The sequence below is a fragment of the Bacillus tequilensis KCTC 13622 genome (genome assembly GCF_000507145.1).
GTDB classification, from domain to species: domain Bacteria; phylum Bacillota; class Bacilli; order Bacillales; family Bacillaceae; genus Bacillus; species Bacillus tequilensis.
In genome coordinates this window covers 54,101-73,317 of sequence record NZ_AYTO01000041.1, presented here as the reverse complement: position 1 = coordinate 73,317, position 19,217 = coordinate 54,101, and the positions used below count along the sequence as shown (strand labels likewise).

The following is a 19,217-nucleotide window of genomic DNA, read 5'->3' as shown; positions in this document are numbered from 1 at the left end:
AAGGAGGACGAAACATGAAACCGATTAATATTCAGGATCAGTTTTTGAATCAAATCCGGAAAGAAAATACGTATGTCACTGTTTTTTTGCTGAATGGCTTTCAGCTGCGGGGCCAAGTGAAAGGCTTTGATAACTTTACCGTATTGCTGGAATCTGAAGGTAAGCAGCAGCTTATTTATAAACATGCGATCTCAACGTTTGCGCCGCAAAAAAACGTTCAGCTTGAACTCGAATAGATCAAAAAAGCCATGTCAAGGCATGGGGAGGCTGTCGGGGAATCTCGGCAGCCATTTTTAAAATGTTTTTCTGTAAGCTGACCATGCTGAGGCACGGTCTTTTTTTATGAGATCGACATATGTAGGGCTAAATCGAATATCATGTAAAAATCTGAATCTGGGAGTGACGTATCTTGTTTGACAGTGAAGCAGAACTGAGACGAATCAGAATTGCGCTTGTGTGGATAGCCGTATTTTTGCTGTTTGGGGCATGCGGGAACCATGATACCGTCATTGAAACGGACAGCGGCTATTCTGGCGATGAAACACCTCAGCCTACCTCGTTCCCGCTTGAACACAATCATTTTGGCGTTATGGGGGACGGCTATATCAAAATTTATGAGTATAATGAGTCCCGCAATGAGGTAAAGCTGAAGAAAGAATACTTGGATGATGAGCTTGAATAAAATTCACAAGCATCCGAATTTACAAAGCGGCTGCTACCCGCTAAACTAATTACAGACACAGATCAAACAGAGGGTGAAAAAATGAAGCATAAAGTGATCGTGAATCATTGGGAAGAAATTTGCGAAGATGATTCTTGCTATGAATACGGAACAAGCATCATTGTGAACGGAAAAGAATTAATCAGAGAAGCGTCAATTATCAGCGCCTTGAAGGCGGTTTTAGAAGAGATCGGTGCGGACGTTGAAATAGAAGAGACAGTAGAGAGCGAAACTTGCTGTGATCGCTTAAGAAAAAAAAATCTAGACTACTAAGCAGTTTTTTTTCATGTTATGATAAACATCGGCTTAAACACGATACCCCGAGTAGGACGAGAGATGATTCTCGTTCTGCTCTCTTTTTTGGGCCCTTATAAGGCTGCCCATTTGCCTAATTTGATCAAAATATGAATTTTTCATAAAAACAAATCTATATATTGTGTTTTTGCTAGAGGTTAGTATACTATATATAGTGTTAGTAATGAGAGATTCATATTTTCTGATAGGTCGTGATAAAACGTGGTACAAATCATATTTGATTCGAAAACAGGGAATGTTCAGCGGTTTGTGAATAAAATAGGCTTTCAGCAGATACGCAAGGTGGACGAGATTGACCATCTGGACACCCCGTTTGTTTTGGTCACCTACACGACAAACTTCGGCCAGGTACCGGCATCAACACAATCATTTCTCGAAAAATACGCCCATCTCTTATTAGGAGTCGCCGCGAGCGGCAATAAAGTGTGGGGCGATTACTATGCAAAAAGCGCCGATACCATTTCAAGACAATATCAGGTGCCGATCTTGCACAAATTTGAACTCAGCGGCACATCTAAAGACGTTGAATTGTTTACTCAGGAGGTAGAAAGAGTTGTCACAAAATCAAGTGCCAAAATGGATCCAGTTAAATAACGAAATCATGATCCAAAAAGATGGAAAATTCCAGTTTGATAAAGATAAAGAGGCTGTACATAGCTATTTTGTAGATTATATTAATCAAAATACAGTTTTCTTTCACGATTTAAAAGAGAAGCTGGATTATTTGATTAAAAACCAATACTACGAAGAGGAATTCTTAAGCCTTTATTCTTTTGAAGACATTAAAGAAGTGTTTAAGACAGCTTACGCTAAGAAGTTTCGTTTTCCTTCCTTCATGAGTGCGTTTAAATTTTATAATGACTATGCTTTGAAAACGAATGACAAGAAAAAAATCCTTGAGCGATATGAGGACCGGATCTCCATTGTTGCGCTGTTCTTTGCAAACGGGGACACGGAGAAAGCAAAAGAATATGTGGACTTGATGATCAATCAGGAATATCAGCCGAGCACACCGACATTTTTGAATGCCGGCAGAAAACGCCGCGGTGAACTTGTGAGCTGCTTCTTGCTCGAAGTAAATGATTCTTTAAACGACATCTCAAGAGCGATCGATATCTCCATGCAGCTTTCTAAGCTGGGCGGCGGGGTTTCTCTTAACCTGTCCAAGCTTCGTGCGAAAGGTGAAGCCATTAAAGATGTTGAAAATGCCACAAAAGGCGTTGTAGGCGTCATGAAGCTTCTTGATAACGCATTCCGTTATGCTGACCAAATGGGGCAAAGACAGGGATCCGGCGCGGCGTACTTAAACATTTTTCACCGCGATATCAATGATTTTCTTGATACGAAAAAGATTTCTGCTGATGAAGATGTGCGTGTCAAAACGCTTTCGATCGGTGTTGTTATTCCGGACAAGTTCGTTGAGCTTGCGCGTGAGGACAAAGCGGCTTACGTATTTTATCCGCACACGATTTATAAAGAGTACGGCCAGCACATGGATGAGATGGACATGAACGAAATGTACGACAAATTTGTCGACAACCCTCGGGTGAAAAAGGAAAAAATCAACCCGCGGAAACTGCTTGAAAAACTGGCGATGCTTCGTTCTGAATCAGGCTATCCGTACATCATGTTCCAAGATAACGTGAATAAAGTGCATGCGAATAACCATATTTCCAAGGTGAAATTTTCTAACCTTTGCTCTGAAGTGCTGCAGGCATCTCAGGTTTCTTCATACACAGACTACGATGAAGAAGATGAAATCGGTTTGGATATTTCCTGCAACCTAGGTTCGCTTAACATTCTCAACGTTATGGAGCACAAATCAATTGAAAAGACAGTTAAGCTTGCGACAGACTCTTTAACACACGTGTCTGAAACGACTGATATCCGCAATGCGCCTGCTGTAAGACGGGCAAACAAAGCGATGAAATCAATCGGTCTCGGCGCTATGAATCTTCACGGCTATCTTGCGCAAAACGGCATTGCGTATGAAAGTCCGGAAGCGCGTGACTTTGCAAACACGTTCTTTATGATGGTGAATTTCTACTCCATCCAGCGTTCTGCGGAAATCGCAAAAGAGAAGGGTGAAACGTTTGATCAATACGAAGGATCAACCTATGCGACAGGTGAATACTTCGACAAGTACGTTTCAACTGATTTCTCGCCCAAATACGAAAAAATCGCCAGCCTGTTTGAAGGCATGCATATCCCGACGAAAGAGGACTGGGAAAAGCTAAAAGCCTTTGTTGCTGAACACGGCATGTATCACAGCTATAGATTATGCATTGCGCCGACAGGCTCTATCTCATACGTTCAATCAAGCACGGCGTCTGTTATGCCGATTATGGAACGGATTGAAGAAAGAACATATGGCAACTCAAAAACGTACTACCCAATGCCTGGGCTTGCATCGAATAACTGGTTCTTCTATAAAGAAGCCTACGACATGGACATGTTCAAGGTTGTAGATATGATCGCGACTATCCAGCAGCACATTGATCAAGGAATCAGCTTCACATTGTTCTTAAAAGACACAATGACGACTCGTGATTTAAACCGAATCGATCTGTATGCGCATCACAGAGGAATTAAAACCATTTACTATGCAAGAACGAAAGATACTGGGCAAGACAGTTGCCTTTCTTGTGTTGTTTGATTAAAGGAGAGTTTATAGTGACAAAAATTTATGACGCAGCAAACTGGTCAAAGCATGAAGATGATTTTACCCAAATGTTCTATAACCAAAACGTGAAACAGTTCTGGCTTCCGGAAGAGATTGCTTTAAACGGCGATCTCCTCACATGGAAGTATCTCGGGAAAAATGAGCAGGACACTTATATGAAGGTACTTGCCGGTCTTACACTTCTCGATACAGAGCAGGGGAATACGGGCATGCCGATCGTGGCTGAACATGTAGACGGCCACCAGCGGAAAGCGGTGCTGAACTTTATGGCGATGATGGAGAACGCTGTCCATGCGAAGTCATACTCTAATATTTTCATGACTCTGGCACCGACCGAAACGATTAACGAGGTCTTCGAATGGGTGAAACAAAATAAATATTTGCAGAAAAAAGCGCAAATCATCGTCGGGCTTTACAAAGCCATTCAAAAAGATGACGAGATTTCACTGTTCAAGGCGATGGTTGCTTCCGTCTATCTGGAAAGCTTCCTGTTCTACAGCGGCTTCTATTATCCGCTATATTTCTACGGACAAGGAAAACTCATGCAAAGCGGTGAAATCATTAACCTGATCCTTCGTGATGAAGCGATCCACGGCGTCTACGTGGGCCTCCTTGCTCAGGAAATCTATAATAAGCAGACAGAAGAGAAAAAAGCAGAGCTTCGCGAATTTGCGATCGATCTTCTGAATGAGTTATACGAAAATGAGCTTGAGTATACAGAGGACTTATACGACCAAGTCGGACTCTCACACGATGTAAAGAAATTCATCCGCTATAATGCAAATAAAGCGTTGATGAACCTTGGATTTGATCCATATTTCGAAGAGGAAGACATTAATCCGATCGTTTTAAACGGATTAAATACGAAAACAAAATCACATGACTTCTTCTCTATGAAGGGGAACGGCTATAAAAAAGCGACAGTTGAGCCGCTTAAAGACGACGACTTTTATTTTGGAGACGAAAAAGAGCAGATATAATATCTGCTCTTTTCGGCTTGAAGGTTCAAATGAGGAGGACGCAGTAACCATGGGAAAAATGGACGAAATGATTTTGGTCGCCCCGCGTGATGAAGTGTTTAAAAAAGAAAGCTTAACCTTCCAGGGCGTATACAGTGAAGATAGCAGAGTAGCAGAAATCATGGCTCAGATCGAGGCGGGCTATCGTGAAATGAGAAGGGGAGACGCAGAAGAAGATCCGCATTTCAAGCAGCCGATTCCTTATGTCGTCATTAAGCGTGAAGAGGAAGTCTTTCTTTACGAACGGCTGGCTGGCGGCGGTGAATCGCGTCTGCACAATAAGCTTTCTCTCGGCTTTGGAGGCCATATGAACGCCATTGACGGAGCGGCTTCATTTGCAGAAGTTTTAAAGCTGAACACAGACAGGGAGCTTGATGAAGAACTGCAAATAAAGGAAGAGGATAAACAGGCGATTGTCACATTGGGACTCATTAATGATGATGAAAACAGTGTCGGCAAAGTGCATATCGGAATTCTTTCTGCGCTTCAGTTAAAGCCAGGTTCACAGGTGGAAGTGAAGGAGAAAGAACAAATTGCAGGAAAATGGATGAAAATCTCTGAATTGAAACAGGACGATATTTATAACCGTCTGGAAACATGGTCACAATTTGTTGTTGATATTCTTGAATAAAAAACCCGGCTTCTCATGATGAGAAGCCGGGTTTTTTTGAGATGCTCGTCCGCGTCTAGATTATGGTTCTAAAATGGCAATAGCATCAAAGCCGGCATTTTTTGCTCTGGCAGCAAGTGCGTCTGCATTGTCTTTGGATGAAAAAGCGCCAATCTGCACTTTGTATAACCCGTCCTTTAAAACGACAATCGTGTCAAAGCCTTTAGCTTCGGCGCTGACTGCATGTGAATCAGCATTCGCTTTGACTTTAAAAGCGCCGATCTGGACCTTATATAACCCTGAGATGGATGTCTTTTTAAGATTAAAGGCTTGCTGCAGTCCATTTGCATGTCCTCTCGCTAAGCCTTGAATAAAGCTGCTGGTTTTCAGCTTATTAGCATCTGCGAGGGTATCAATGAATCCGTTCTCCGTCAATAGTGCAGGCATTGCTGACTCCCTTAAGACATGGAAGTTTGCTGTTTTTTTACCGCGGTCTGCAAAGTTGACAGCTTGTATCACTTCAGGGTGAATCATCGATTGGTAAGTCGTCGTCGGGGCGCCCACGCCTGGATAAATATAGCTTTCAAAACCTGTACCGCCCCCGGAATTAACATGGATGGACAAAAAGAAATCTGCTCCCCAGTTATTTGCAGCATTTGTCCGGTCAGTTAAACTGACATATTTGTCGCTTGTCCGGCTCAGCAGCAAAGAAATTTCTTCATACTCATTTGTCAATATCGTACGTAAAGCTAAAGCAATTTGCAGGGTTAACGTTTTTTCTTGAAGGCCATTTCCTGTTGCGCCTGGATCTGACCCGCCATGGCCGGGATCAATAAAAATCTTAACCATTCTTCATCATCACCTCATTACAGGATATGAAAAGAAACGGCTTCTGCTTGTACGGTTATCATCCGTCTGAAAAATGAGGAATTAACCCTTCCGCATGCGGAAATTATTTCTCGGGAAAGCGCACAAATCAACACGAAGCGACAGCATATGCGATCTGAAATAGAATATGTGCATATGTCCATCTGTTTACAAGTATTAATGGATTCGGTTCTAACTGCACTGATCCTACTGGTTTTAAGCTTTGCGTTCATGTGATGGGCAGTCAATTGGAACGTAAATTAACAGAAAAGCACCTTCATTTTGAGAAGAAAAAGAAGAAGGGGGATGTCGCTAAGGCATCAGAGCAAAAACGGCCTGTTTGTTAAAGAGGATAGATCAAGTGAGAAAAAAGATTCTCAATGTGAATTGAAAAATAATGATAGGAGGCTTTGCGATATGACCCTGACAAATTGTTGAAAAATAAAATCTCTTGGTTTGTCCACCCCATGTCCGTGAATACAATAAGAAATAAAGTATTTCTCGGGAAAGCGCAGGATTCCTGAGTATTCCCGAAAAAAGCAATTGTTTCGACACATGATAGGCGTTTGTCACAAACGGCATTCGCTTGAATATCATATAGAGAGAACAGAGAGGTGAATATGTTGGAGCGCGCTGTGACTTATAAAAATAACGGACAGATCAACATTATTCTGAACGGGCAAAAGCAGGTGCTGACAAATGCTGAGGCAGAGGCGGAATATCAAGCTGCATTGCAAAAAAACGAAGCGAAGCACGGCATCTTGAAGGAAATCGAAAAAGAGATGAGCGCACTGGTTGGGATGGAGGAAATGAAACGCAACATCAAGGAAATTTACGCCTGGATTTTTGTGAACCAAAAACGTGCGGAGCAAGGCTTGAAGGTGGGGAAGCAAGCGCTGCACATGATGTTTAAAGGAAATCCGGGAACAGGCAAAACAACGGTCGCACGGCTGATCGGCAGGCTGTTCTTTGACATGAATGTCCTCTCAAAAGGCCATTTGATAGAAGCGGAGCGGGCCGATCTAGTCGGGGAATACATTGGTCACACCGCCCAAAAGACGAGAGATTTAATCAAAAAGTCATTAGGAGGCATTTTGTTTATAGACGAAGCCTACTCGCTGGCAAGAGGCGGCGAAAAGGACTTTGGAAAAGAAGCGATTGACACACTCGTGAAGCATATGGAAGACAAACAGCATGAGTTTATTTTGATCCTCGCCGGATATTCTCGGGAAATGGATCATTTTCTTTCATTAAATCCCGGTCTCCAATCAAGGTTCCCGATCTCCATTGATTTTCCGGACTATTCTGTCACCCAGCTCATGGAGATTGCGAAGCGAATGATCGCTGAAAGGGAATACCAGCTCAGTCAAGAAGCGGAATGGAAATTGAAAGATTACTTAATGACGGTGAAAAGCACGACAAGTCCTATTAAATTCAGCAATGGACGTTTTGTCAGAAATGTGATCGAAAAATCGATCAGAGCGCAAGCCATGAGACTGTTAATGGGCGATCAATACTTAAAAAGCGACTTGATGACCATTAAAAGCCAAGATCTTTCCATTAAAGAAGAAGCATCTGGATCTGTATAGACCTCTCAGCTTTCGAGAGGTCTGTTTTTTGCTGTATTTCTTCCTGTTCAACGCAACCGATTTGTGGTATACACATGCAGGGTTTGGTATGATAATACTACTGCCCAATATGCAAAAGAAAGGAACATCCATTTGAACGAACAAGAAACAAGACAGGAAAAAGCGATTTTGGTCGGATGTCAGCTGCCGCATATCACGGATGAGCATTTTGAAAATTCTATGGAAGAGCTTGCATCTCTGACAAAAACAGCAGACGGAAAAGTATTGACCAGCGTCACACAAAAAAGGAACAGGGCTGACGCGGCTACATATATAGGAAAAGGGAAGGTAGAAGAGCTGAAGGCACTGGTGGAAGAGCTTGAAGCTGATCTCCTTATCTTTAATGATGAGCTGTCGCCAAGTCAGCTAAAATCATTGGCAACAGCGATTGAAGTGAAGATGATTGACCGCACGCAATTGATATTAGATATTTTCGCGAAGCGGGCGAGAACGAGAGAAGGCAAACTTCAAATTGAGCTGGCTCAGCTGCAGTACGCACTTCCTCGCTTGACGGGGCAAGGGATCAATCTCTCTCGGCAAGGCGGAGGAATTGGAGCGAGAGGTCCTGGAGAAACGAAACTGGAAACGGACCGCCGCCATATCAGAAACCGCATTCATGAAATCAACACACAACTTTCAACTGTTATTCGCCACAGAAGCCGATATCGTGAAAGAAGAAAGAAAAACGGTGTGCTCCAAATTGCGCTTGTCGGATATACAAACGCGGGGAAATCAACATGGTTCAACCGCCTGACAAGTGCTGACAGCTATGAAGAAGACCTCCTGTTTGCCACACTGGACCCGATGACCAGAAAAATGGTCCTGCCAAGCGGCTATAGTGTGTTACTGTCAGATACAGTAGGATTTATTCAGGATCTTCCGACGACGCTGATCGCTGCATTCCGGTCAACGCTTGAGGAAGTAAAAGAAGCGGATTTGATTCTTCATTTGATCGATTCCTCAAATGAGGATTACGCGGGACACGAAAAAACGGTGCTTCGGCTGCTTGAGGAGCTTGAAGCCGATGACATCCCGATGCTGACGGCCTACAATAAACGTGACCAAAAACTGTCTGATTTCATACCGTCCGCCGGAAGGGATCACATTATGGTCAGTGCGAAATTTGAGGGCGACGCCGATACGTTTAAAGAAGCGATTCAGCGCTATTTGCGCCAAGAACTGTTAACACCTTTTGAAGCGCATGTACCGGCAGGTGAAGGCAAGCTCCTTTCCAGAATCAAATCGGAAACGATGGTTGACCGCTTCTATTTTAATGAGGAAAATGAACAGTATGACATTTCAGGCTATCTACAAGAAGAGCAAAGCATCATCGGTGAATTAAAGAAGTATATGTAGGAAGGACATACAAAAACATGTTTGACACATTAACACACGGAGAATTATTGAAAAAAACGGCAATGGAAGTGGAAGCGGACATTGCCGGTGTTCATAAACAAATAGAAGAAATCAGCGAGCGCAATGAATGGAGAGTGCTTCAAAGCTATAGGAATCACAAAGTAAGCGACACGCATTTCACACCGTCTACGGGATACGGCTATGATGATATCGGGAGAGACACGCTAGAAAGTATTTATGCGGATGTGTTTGGCGGAGAAGCGGGCCTTGTAAGACCGCAAATTATCTCAGGCACACATGCCATCTCGATCGCTTTGTTCGGTGTTCTCAGACCGGGGGACGAGCTCCTTTATATAACCGGCAAGCCATATGATACGCTAGAGGAAATTGTGGGTGTAAGAGGCGGAGAAAACGCTGGGTCGTTAAAGGATTTTCAAATCGGCTACAATGCGGTTGAACTGACGGAAGACGGAAAAATAGACTATGATGCAGTCGCCGCTGCGATCAACCCAAAGACGAAGGTAATCGGCATTCAGCGCTCAAAAGGATATGCGAATCGTCCTTCTTTCTTAATTAGCGAAATAAAAGAAATGATCCGTTTTGTCAAAGAAATCAATGAAAATCTGATCGTCTTTGTGGACAACTGTTACGGAGAATTTGTGGAAGAGCTTGAGCCTTGTCATGTCGGCGCCGATCTGATGGCGGGATCTCTCATTAAAAACCCCGGCGGCGGTCTTGCGAAAACAGGGGGCTATCTCGTCGGAAAAGAGAAATGGATTGAAGCATGCTCATACCGTATGACGTCCCCTGGCATCGGCAGAGAAGCGGGGGCATCCCTTTACTCGCTCCAAGAAATGTATCAAGGCTTCTTTTTGGCGCCTCACGTTGTATCGCAAAGCTTAAAGGGAGCAGTGTTTACAGCGAGATTTCTTGAAAAACTGGGCTTTACTTCAAACCCGAAATGGGATGCGAAAAGAACCGATTTGATACAATCCGTTGAGTTTTCCGACAGAGAAAAGATGATTGCCTTTTGCCAGGCCATTCAATATGCATCGCCAATCAATGCCCATGTTACGCCTTACCCAGCCTACATGCCGGGCTACGAAGACGATGTCATCATGGCAGCAGGCACATTTATTCAAGGAGCAAGTATCGAATTATCAGCAGATGGCCCTATCCGCCCGCCGTATGTAGCGTATGTTCAGGGAGGATTAACCTATTCGCATGTAAAGAATGCCATATGCAGTGCAGTGGATTCACTCATGGAAAAGCAATTAATTTAAATTTTTTAAAAATTTCACTGAATTCGATGTTAAGAATCCTTACATGTTGTTGACACAAAATATAACATCACCTATAATGAAACTAAGTTAAGAAAAGGAGGAAATTGAGATGAGTGATAATATTCGCCGCTCAATGCCTTTATTTCCAATAGGAATTGTCATGCAGTTAACAGAGTTATCAGCAAGACAAATTCGATATTATGAGGAAAATGGACTGATATTTCCAGCCAGAAGCGAAGGGAATAGACGATTATTTTCATTCCATGATGTAGATAAACTGTTAGAAATCAAGCACCTGATTGAACAAGGTGTAAACATGGCAGGGATTAAACAGATTTTGGCGAAAGCGGAAGCTGAGCCGGAGCAAAAACAAAACGAGAAGACGAAAAAACCAATGAAACATGATCTGTCCGATGACGAGCTGAGACAGCTCCTGAAAAACGAGCTCATGCAAGCCGGCCGTTTTCAAAGAGGGAATACATTCCGTCAAGGCGACATGTCCCGCTTCTTTCATTAATCCGTTAGCAACTGTTTTGCTATATACATTTACCTTTTAAGAGGAGGAGTTTTACGAAATGGCAAAGTACACTAGAGAAGATATCGTAAAATTAGTAAAAGAAGAAAACGTGAAGTATATCCGTCTTCAATTTACTGACATTCTTGGAACGATCAAGAACGTTGAAATTCCTGTTAGCCAGCTTGAAAAAGCGCTTGATAATAAAGTCATGTTTGACGGTTCTTCTATTGAAGGATTTGTTCGCATCGAAGAGTCAGACATGTACCTGTATCCAGACTTGAATACATTTGTTATCTTCCCATGGACAGCTGAAAAAGGTAAAGTAGCACGTTTCATCTGTGATATCTACAATCCGGATGGCACACCTTTCGAAGGTGACCCGCGAAACAACTTAAAACGGATTCTGAAAGAAATGGAAGACCTCGGCTTCAGTGATTTTAACCTTGGACCTGAGCCTGAATTCTTCTTATTCAAATTAGACGAAAAAGGCGAGCCGACGCTTGAACTAAACGACAAAGGCGGATATTTTGACTTAGCTCCAACTGACTTAGGAGAAAACTGCCGCCGCGATATCGTACTTGAGCTTGAAGAGATGGGCTTTGAAATCGAAGCATCTCACCACGAAGTAGCACCTGGTCAGCACGAAATTGACTTTAAGTATGCTGGTGCAGTCCGCTCTTGTGATGATATCCAAACATTTAAACTAGTTGTCAAAACAATTGCCCGCAAACACGGTCTGCATGCGACATTTATGCCAAAACCATTGTTCGGTGTGAACGGTTCAGGTATGCACTGCAATCTATCACTCTTCCAAGATGGCGTTAATGCATTCTATGATGAAAACGCAGATCTTCAGTTAAGTGAAACAGCGAAACACTTCATTGCAGGTATCGTGAAGCACGCAACAAGCTTTACAGCAGTAACAAACCCGACAGTAAACTCTTACAAACGTCTTGTACCCGGCTATGAAGCACCTTGCTACGTAGCGTGGAGCGCGCAAAACAGAAGCCCGCTTATCCGTATCCCGGCTTCCCGCGGCATCAGCACACGTGTTGAAGTACGCAGCGTAGACCCAGCTGCTAACCCGTATCTTGCACTTAGCGTATTGCTTGCAGCAGGATTAGACGGAATCAAAAACAAATTGGAAGCGCCAGCTCCAATCGACCGCAACATCTATGTGATGAGCAAAGAAGAGCGCATGGACAACGGAATCGTTGACCTTCCAGCAACACTTGCTGAAGCGCTAGAAGAGTTCAAATCAAACGAAGTCATGGTTAAAGCGCTGGGCGAGCACCTATTCGAACACTTCATCGAAGCAAAAGAAATCGAATGGGATATGTTCCGCACACAAGTTCATCCTTGGGAGCGCGAACAATATATGTCTCAATATTAATCTCTCAATCCCTTGGCACTATTGGTGTCAGGGGATTTTTGAATTTTGGTCAAAAGATTAAGAGACCAATATTTTTGGTCCAAAATATGACCAAAAAAATTTGAAGTTATGAATCTAACTCCACAATTGAGGGCACGTATTTCTCGTAATCCTTTATTCGGTTTTGGTCAAGCTTCTTACTAATATGTGAATAAACATCGGCAGTTACCATCATGCTTTTATGACCTAAACGTTCTTGAATGTATTTCATATCAGCGCCTGACTCTAAAAGTAAAACAGCATGTGTATGGAAGTAATGCGTGGATAGGCATTTTATTGATGTCAGCTCGCTTTAAAATACGATTAAACGCATTAAAAAGGGTGGACTTAGGTAAAAAATTCCTGTCAACTCTGCAAAATACTAAATTGAGATCATGTTTATAATCATCCTGTAACATTTGTTTATTCTCAAATTGCCACTTCTTATGTTTTTGTAAAGCAGCAGATAGTACCATGTATAATTTCTACAGTGCGTTTGCTGTATCCACGATCGATCGGTTAAAAAGTTAGGAATTTTTGATACATAATAGGTTTAATATCTGTAATCTTGATGTTTTTGAAGTAAGGAAGAATATAATTCTTGATGTTTCGTTCGTGGAGTTCATATGTATTCTTTCTAACGGTGTCTTTTTTGTATTCATGTAGCCAGCTAAATAAAAATTGCTCAAGGGACATGGTTTCTGTATCAAATTCAAATCCAGTAGCTATTTGCTTTTATTTTATATTTGAGAGTAAAAGGGTCCTTAAAGGAGACACGATATTCCCATTTGTCTCCTCTTGAAATTAATCATTCAAAAATACCAGTAAGTGTAATGATTGAAAATTGGTCAGGGCAATCTGATATTTTACATTCTACACTAGTTGCTTACTAAAACCTTTAAAGAAGCTTTCAAAAATTAATTAGAAGGTTTTTTGTCGACAAATTTCCGATAAAACAGGGGACATTTTAGAGGATAAAAAGGGGGAGTATTTATGTTTGAAATCCCGATAAACTTAATCTATCAACGAAATATAATAAATAAAACTTATCGAAATATACGGGAGAAGCATCTTTCCTTTATCAAGACGAATTCGGATACGGAACAAAGGTGTTGAGGAATAAAGCCAAAACGAGAGGAACATTCTGAGCCTGGATAGCAGCTAGTCTGAGGCGTCCGTATCGGGAGAGTAGTATTATCGTGTTTCATTGTGCGATCTTGCTATACTTGGCTTTCTCTCGGAGTATGTGTGAGATCAATTCAATTAAGCTATTAGCGTAAGGAGGGTTAAACTTAAATTTGTATTGCATTTGCAATCTTCTAATTCGAATAAAATTATCATTTTAACCCGTTATTAGACCATAATGACTTATGTTGATTTCTCTATCGTAGTTGAACAGTCTAGGACAACCTAAAATAAAAATCATATACTACAGCGTATGATTCTATTAAAGGAAGGAGTGATTACATGAGCAACAGAGAGTGGAACCGAAATGCAGATGACTTTATTCTTGGCTCCCGCCGCAACCATAATAGCTGCAATGAAAACAACCATGCAAAAACAAAAGTTTCACCTACTAAAAATCTTGTGAATACCACTACAAATGTTCGAACTATTAGACGTGTTCATCCAACTCATATAACCAATGTAAATAAAAACATTACTAGAATTGAAAATTTTTATCCGGTAACTCATTCTGAACAAAATGAAAATTTCGTAGAAGAATATGACTGTGGTTGTGATTTAAAAAAACCACGTTGTAAACTTATTAAAAAATTCAGAAGATGATATGTAATTCTATTGAGAGAAGCATCTGATCGGTGCTTCTTTCATTATGTATCTTTTACAAACTTAATTGCTTCATCTTTAAACTTTTTTCGGCAAATTCTTCAAATAGTTCCATTGTAATGCATTTTAGTGGGTAATTAGGTGGGGATATGGCATTTACTGAAGAATTAGATCAGAAGATTAAACAAGCAATAACTTCAAAAGTAAAGGGTCCCTGCGAAAAATGTGGCAACTTTGGATTTGATCTTTTAGATAGTACGATAAGATTAGATTTACAAAACAAACCAAACGTAATAGAAGTTGGTGGACCTAGTGTTCCAACCATTGCTCTTGCTTGCACTAATTGCGGGAAAATTGATTTTATGCAGCAAAAATATTAGTTCCATCTGAATTTTAATTTTAAAAGCATCCTTCGGGGTGATTTTTTATGTTCTCTGTAAACTGCTTCCGGTAAATCGTTCGACAAATTTTGCAAACTGTTACATTTTTAGATCTCTTGTCTGATAATAAAACAAGAGGTGAAAGTTTATGAACATTGTAGTTGACTTTTGGTTTGACAATGGAAATGTAAGAACAGCTAAAGTAAATGCAGAATCTGAGAAGGCACTTATAAAAGAATTACAAGCATGTGAGCATTGGTATGAGTATGAAAATGGTAAGCGTATTACCAGTATTAATATGCGACTTGTAACGCAATTTGATGTAAGAGCAAGATAAAGTCTATCAATAAGCATCCTTCGGGGTGCTTTTTTATATTCTCTGCAAACTGCTTTTGGTAAGTCTTAGGATAGACAATTGGCGATTAACGGCTTGAGTACAGTGGCGGATGAGAAAGAATATTTCCCTCGTTTAGAAACTTTGTCAGCATGAATCGGCAATCACATAGCAAAACGCCATAAAAACTGCTTATGGCGTCTGCTATTCACAGGGAGGTGAATTTAAAAAAAAGGTGGCTTTGGATTGAAATGGCTCAAGACTAATAAAGGAATGAAGCGCCAACAATGATTAACAGGATGAATAACACCACAACTAACACGAAGGAGCTATTGTAACCAGTTGACATGTTTGACATGTTATCACCTCTTTTTTGGAGATAGTATAAGATATGCCAAACGATCATTTTCGACATAGATTTAAGTCTAAATAAGAAAAAATGAATATTTTGTCTAAATGTGTAACAGCAGACACACCAGCAAATTTATATAAAACAAACTCAAACTTAATTATGAGGTCGGAGGTGGGTGAGATGCAATTCTAAGACCACTTGTCCACAAAGTGATGAAGCTTTTCAATTGTGGAAAGTAAACTTTTTTGTCTTATGATTGCCACCTATTTATGGGGGTGCTTTCGTTCGGCAAATTTTGAAGATAGTGCCATTGTTACCTCCAAATAGCTAAGGTGGGAGGGATTTAAAATGGATCAAGAAATAGAAGAAAGACTTTTAAGTTTAAAGTTAAAGAAAAAAGAACAATGGTACTGTGATTTTTGTGGAGAGATAATCGAAAGTGATAGAGACAGAGAATCAATCATTGTTTCTGAGTGGTTTAAATTTTCTGGAAAAGATGTTGAAAAAGCGGAAAAGATTTTATAATATTAAATCAAGTTAGTTTGTTCGAACAACAAACTAATAATAAAGCCCGAATTTAAAGTTCTTAAATGGGAGGGGGGATAAGAGGCTCGATTTTATTGGAGGTATATAAAAAACGAAAGCTGAGGCTTTTATCCTTTTCGCTGCTATCTGATCACCATTTGTATCGTGAAAATGCTCTGTGAAATGTTACACCGCTATCATCTTTTGAAAGCGCTTTTATGAATCGCTATTGGCCAATAATTTTGAAGGGATTTTTAACCCGTTTCATACTGTTACTTATTAAATGACCGAAAAGAGGAAAAATCATGCCCGGTGAAAAAACTGTAAAGAAGATTAGCATGGTTGAAAAAGTTGGATATGCGTCTGGGGATTTCGCCTGTAATTTAATTTATGCAACAGTGTCTACCTATCTTTTGTTCTTCTATACAGATGTATTTGGTTTATCGGCAGCAACAGCCGGTACTATGTTTTTAGTGGTTAGAATCATCGACGCTCTCGCTGATCCTTTTATTGGAACGATAGTTGACAGAACGAATAGCAGGTTTGGACGCTTTAGACCGTATCTTTTATTCGGAGCTTTTCCATTTGTCATACTGGCCATCCTCTGTTTTACAACCCCCGATTTTTCAGATATGGGAAAATTAATATATGCCTATATAACCTATGTCGGCTTGTCGCTTACATACACAGCGATAAACGTACCGTATGGCGCGTTAACCTCTGCCATGACCAGGAATAATCAAGAAGTTGTTAGTATAACATCTGTCCGTATGTTATTTGCGAATCTTGGGGGACTTGTCGTTGCATTTTTTGTTCCTTTACTTGCTGCTTATTTAAGCGATACTTCCGGCAGCGAATCTCTTGGCTGGCAGCTAACCATGGCCATTATGGGATTCATAGGCGGATGTCTTTTAATCTTTTGTTTTAAAAGCACAAAAGAGCGTGTCACTCTTCAAAAATCTGAAGAAAAAATTAAATTATGGGATATATTTGAGCAATTTCGTGTTAATCGTCCGCTTGTTGTACTGAGTATTTTCTTTATTATAATTTTTGGAGTGAATTCAATAAGTAATTCGGTTGGCATCTATTACGTGACGTATAACTTAGGAAGAGAGGATTTAGTGAAATGGTACGGTTTGCTAGGAAGTTTGCCCGCTTTGGTCATTTTACCGTTTATTCCAAAGCTGCATCAATTATTAGGGAAGAAGAAATTACTAAACTATGCATTATTACTGAATATAATCGGCCTCTTAGCTTTACTGTTTGTTCCGTCAAGTAATGTTTTCCTCATACTCTTCTTTCGATTAATTGCTGCTGCTGGAAGTCTTACTGCGGGGGGGTATATGTGGGCGCTCATTCCTGAAACAATAGAATATGGAGAGTACAGAACCGGGAAAAGAATGGGCGGGCTCATATACGCTATTATCGGATTTTTCTTTAAATTCGGCATGGCCTTGGGAGGGGTTGTACCAGGGCTGGTTTTAGATAAGTTTGGATATGTGGCAAATCAGGCGCAAACCCCTGAGGCATTAACAGGCATATTAATTACAGCAACCATTATTCCCGCGATTTTGCTCGTTTTAGCCATGATTGATATTAATTTCTATAATCTCGATGAGAAAAAATATAAAAACATGGTGCGAGAATTAGAGAATAGAGACAAAGTTTATTTGGATCATATTGATGATTTTAAAGCTTAAAACATGATGAATCAAAAGAAAATAGCTGAGGAGGCGTTCTGCATGAAGATTATCAATCCAGTGCTTAAAGGATTTAATCCCGATCCGAGTATTTGCAGGGTGGGAGAGGATTATTATATCGCCGTATCTACATTTGAGTGGTTTCCGGGAGTCCAGATACACCACTCAAAAGATTTAGTGAATTGGCACTTAGTTGCACATCCATTACAGAGAGTTTCGCAATTAGACATGAAAGGAAACCCTAATTCAGGCGGGGTCTGGGCGCCATGTTTAAGTTACAGCGACGGAAAGTTTTGGCTGATCTATACGGATGTTAAGGTAGTAGATGGCGCCTGGAAAGATTGCCACAATTATTTAGTGACTTGTGACACGATTGATGGTGATTGGGGGGAGCCGATCACATTAAATAGCTCGGGATTTGATGCTTCTTTATTCCATGATACGGATGGAAAAAAATATTTATTAAATATGTTATGGGATCAGCGTATTGATCGGCACTCATTCGGAGGCATTGTCATGCAGGAATATTCTGATGAGGAGCAAAAATTAATTGGAAAACCGAAAGTGATATTTAAAGGAACTGAAAGAAAGCTGACGGAAGCGCCGCACCTTTATCATATCGGGAACTATTATTATTTATTAACCGCAGAAGGAGGAACACGGTTCGAGCATGCTGCTACAATTGCCCGTTCTGCAAATATTGAGGGGCCATATGAAGTTCACCCTGATAACCCTATCTTAACGTCATGGCATGCGCCGGAAAATCCGCTGCAAAAATGCGGGCATGCATCCATTGTTCACACACATACAGATGAGTGGTATTTAGCACATTTAACGGGACGTCCTATTCATCCGGACGATGATTCAATTTTTCAGCAGAGAGGATATTGTCCGCTGGGCAGAGAAACAGCTATTCAAAAGCTCTATTGGAAAGATGGCTGGCCTTATGTAGAAGGCGGAAAAGAAGGGAGCTTGGAAGTGGATGCGCCTTCTATACCTGAAACCATATTTGAAGCAACGTACCCGGAAGTTGATGAATTCGAGGACTCAACATTAAATATCAATTTTCAAACATTAAGGATTCCGTTTACAGAGAAATTAGGTTCATTGACTCAAGTGCCAAATCATTTGCGATTATACGGCCATGAATCATTAACCTCGGCATTTACTCAGGCATTTGTGGCCAGACGCTGGCAAAGTCTCCATTTTGAAGCGGAAACGGCTGTTGCATTTTATCCGGAAAATTTTCAGCAAGCCGCTGGTCTGGTGAACTATTACAATACAGAGAACTGGACGGCTCTTCAAGTTACGCATGATGAAGAACTTGGCCGTATTCTTGAATTAACAATATGTGATAACTTTTCTTTTTCACAGCCATTAAACAATAAAATTGTGATCCCCCGTGAAGTAAAGTATGTCTATTTAAAAGTAAATATCGAAAAGGAAAAATATTATTATTTCTATTCGTTTAACAAAGAAGACTGGCATAAAATTGACATTACATTAGAATCGAAAAAATTATCAGATGATTACATCCGCGGAGGAGGATTCTTTACAGGAGCTTTTGTAGGGATGCAGTGCCAAGATACCAGCGGTCATCATATTCCGGCTGACTTCAAATATTTTCGTTATAAAGAAAAATAATGTGCACAAGAAAAAGGAGCTTCTATTTTAGAACTCCTTTTTCATATCGGTCCTATGTGAAAAATCCCTTTAGAAATACTCCTG

The 19,217-nt window shown here is 40.8% G+C and carries 20 protein-coding genes and 1 pseudogene; 18 read left to right on the top strand and 3 right to left on the bottom strand.

The window, feature by feature from the left end:
* The first annotated feature begins 14 nt into the window (after nt 1–14).
* The 7 genes from hfq (at nt 15) to V756_RS0118445 (ending at nt 5,369) form a co-directional block, all read left to right on the top strand.
* Nucleotides 15–236 (top strand): RNA chaperone Hfq, encoded by a 222-nt coding sequence (gene hfq / locus V756_RS0118475; RefSeq protein WP_003221097.1) that lies wholly within the window; start codon nt 15–17, stop codon nt 234–236.
* Between the two features lie 173 nt (nt 237–409).
* On the top strand, nt 410–682 hold the full coding sequence (locus tag V756_RS0118470; RefSeq protein ID WP_024715971.1) for a YmzC family protein: 273 nt from the start codon (nt 410–412) through the stop codon (nt 680–682).
* A gap of 81 nt (nt 683–763) precedes the next feature.
* The gene (locus V756_RS0118465) at nt 764–994 is read left to right on the top strand and encodes a hypothetical protein (RefSeq protein WP_024715970.1); all 231 of its coding nucleotides are present in this window, start codon (nt 764–766) and stop codon (nt 992–994) included.
* Between the two features lie 243 nt (nt 995–1,237).
* Nucleotides 1,238–1,630, top strand: a complete 393-nt coding sequence (gene nrdI / locus V756_RS0118460) for a class Ib ribonucleoside-diphosphate reductase assembly flavoprotein NrdI (protein WP_024715969.1) — start codon at nt 1,238–1,240, stop codon at nt 1,628–1,630.
* A complete protein-coding gene (gene nrdE / locus V756_RS0118455) occupies nt 1,590–3,692 on the top strand; it encodes a class 1b ribonucleoside-diphosphate reductase subunit alpha (protein WP_024715968.1) in 2,103 nt (700 codons plus the stop codon). Before nrdI ends, nrdE begins: the two co-directional genes overlap by 41 nt.
* Nucleotides 3,693–3,709: 17 nt before the next feature.
* Nucleotides 3,710–4,699: a class 1b ribonucleoside-diphosphate reductase subunit beta gene (gene nrdF, locus V756_RS0118450; protein WP_014113879.1), complete on the top strand. Its 990-nt coding sequence runs from the start codon at nt 3,710–3,712 to the stop codon at nt 4,697–4,699.
* A gap of 49 nt (nt 4,700–4,748) precedes the next feature.
* Nucleotides 4,749–5,369: a hypothetical protein gene (locus tag V756_RS0118445; protein WP_024715967.1), complete on the top strand. Its 621-nt coding sequence runs from the start codon at nt 4,749–4,751 to the stop codon at nt 5,367–5,369.
* Between the two features lie 60 nt (nt 5,370–5,429).
* Here V756_RS0118445 and V756_RS0118440 read toward each other — a convergent pair whose 3' ends face one another.
* Nucleotides 5,430–6,197 carry an N-acetylmuramoyl-L-alanine amidase gene (locus V756_RS0118440; RefSeq protein ID WP_024715966.1) on the bottom strand — a complete coding sequence of 256 codons (768 nt, stop codon included), beginning with the start codon at nt 6,195–6,197 and terminating at the stop codon, nt 5,430–5,432.
* Nucleotides 6,198–6,835: 638 nt separating this feature from the next.
* Here V756_RS0118440 and spoVK point away from each other — a divergent pair.
* The 5 genes from spoVK to glnA all read left to right on the top strand — a co-directional run bounded on the left by spoVK (nt 6,836) and on the right by glnA (nt 12,392).
* On the top strand, nt 6,836–7,804 hold the full coding sequence (spoVK, locus tag V756_RS0118435) for a stage V sporulation protein K (RefSeq protein ID WP_032682158.1): 969 nt from the start codon (nt 6,836–6,838) through the stop codon (nt 7,802–7,804).
* 132 nt (nt 7,805–7,936) lie between these two features.
* Entirely contained in the window at nt 7,937–9,199 is a 1,263-nt protein-coding gene (gene hflX, locus V756_RS0118430) for a GTPase HflX (RefSeq protein ID WP_024715964.1), read from the top strand.
* A 17-nt stretch (nt 9,200–9,216) separates the two neighbouring features.
* On the top strand, nt 9,217–10,482 hold the full coding sequence (locus tag V756_RS0118425) for a methionine gamma-lyase family protein (protein WP_024715963.1): 1,266 nt from the start codon (nt 9,217–9,219) through the stop codon (nt 10,480–10,482).
* Between the two features lie 109 nt (nt 10,483–10,591).
* A complete protein-coding gene (gene glnR / locus V756_RS0118420) occupies nt 10,592–10,999 on the top strand; it encodes a transcriptional repressor GlnR (protein ID WP_003238341.1) in 408 nt (135 codons plus the stop codon).
* A gap of 58 nt (nt 11,000–11,057) precedes the next feature.
* On the top strand, nt 11,058–12,392 hold the full coding sequence (glnA, locus tag V756_RS0118415; protein ID WP_024715962.1) for a type I glutamate--ammonia ligase: 1,335 nt from the start codon (nt 11,058–11,060) through the stop codon (nt 12,390–12,392).
* Nucleotides 12,393–12,498: 106 nt separating this feature from the next.
* Here glnA and V756_RS1000000123715 read toward each other — a convergent pair.
* Nucleotides 12,499–13,215: pseudogene (locus tag V756_RS1000000123715) on the bottom strand (tyrosine-type recombinase/integrase).
* A 662-nt stretch (nt 13,216–13,877) separates the two neighbouring features.
* Here V756_RS1000000123715 and V756_RS0118410 point away from each other — a divergent pair.
* From V756_RS0118410 to V756_RS0118400, 3 genes are all read left to right on the top strand, one after another.
* The gene (locus V756_RS0118410; protein WP_024715961.1) at nt 13,878–14,198 is read left to right on the top strand and encodes a CotD family spore coat protein; all 321 of its coding nucleotides are present in this window, start codon (nt 13,878–13,880) and stop codon (nt 14,196–14,198) included.
* A gap of 149 nt (nt 14,199–14,347) precedes the next feature.
* A complete protein-coding gene (locus V756_RS0118405) occupies nt 14,348–14,578 on the top strand; it encodes a hypothetical protein (RefSeq protein ID WP_024715960.1) in 231 nt (76 codons plus the stop codon).
* A 148-nt stretch (nt 14,579–14,726) separates the two neighbouring features.
* Entirely contained in the window at nt 14,727–14,915 is a 189-nt protein-coding gene (locus V756_RS0118400; protein WP_024715959.1) for a hypothetical protein, read from the top strand.
* Between the two features lie 259 nt (nt 14,916–15,174).
* Here V756_RS0118400 and V756_RS1000000123710 read toward each other — a convergent pair whose 3' ends face one another.
* Nucleotides 15,175–15,270, bottom strand: a complete 96-nt coding sequence (locus V756_RS1000000123710; RefSeq protein WP_081719920.1) for a YjcZ family sporulation protein — start codon at nt 15,268–15,270, stop codon at nt 15,175–15,177.
* A 342-nt stretch (nt 15,271–15,612) separates the two neighbouring features.
* Here V756_RS1000000123710 and V756_RS1000000124020 point away from each other — a divergent pair, with 342 nt between their 5' ends.
* From V756_RS1000000124020 to xynB, 3 genes are all read left to right on the top strand, one after another.
* On the top strand, nt 15,613–15,789 hold the full coding sequence (locus V756_RS1000000124020) for a hypothetical protein (RefSeq protein ID WP_155906247.1): 177 nt from the start codon (nt 15,613–15,615) through the stop codon (nt 15,787–15,789).
* A gap of 305 nt (nt 15,790–16,094) precedes the next feature.
* Nucleotides 16,095–17,489 (top strand): MFS transporter, encoded by a 1,395-nt coding sequence (locus tag V756_RS0118390; RefSeq protein WP_024715958.1) that lies wholly within the window; start codon nt 16,095–16,097, stop codon nt 17,487–17,489.
* A gap of 42 nt (nt 17,490–17,531) precedes the next feature.
* Complete coding sequence (gene xynB / locus V756_RS0118385) at nt 17,532–19,133, top strand: xylan 1,4-beta-xylosidase (RefSeq protein ID WP_024715957.1); 1,602 nt, start codon at nt 17,532–17,534, stop codon at nt 19,131–19,133.
* Nucleotides 19,134–19,217 lie beyond the last annotated feature (84 nt).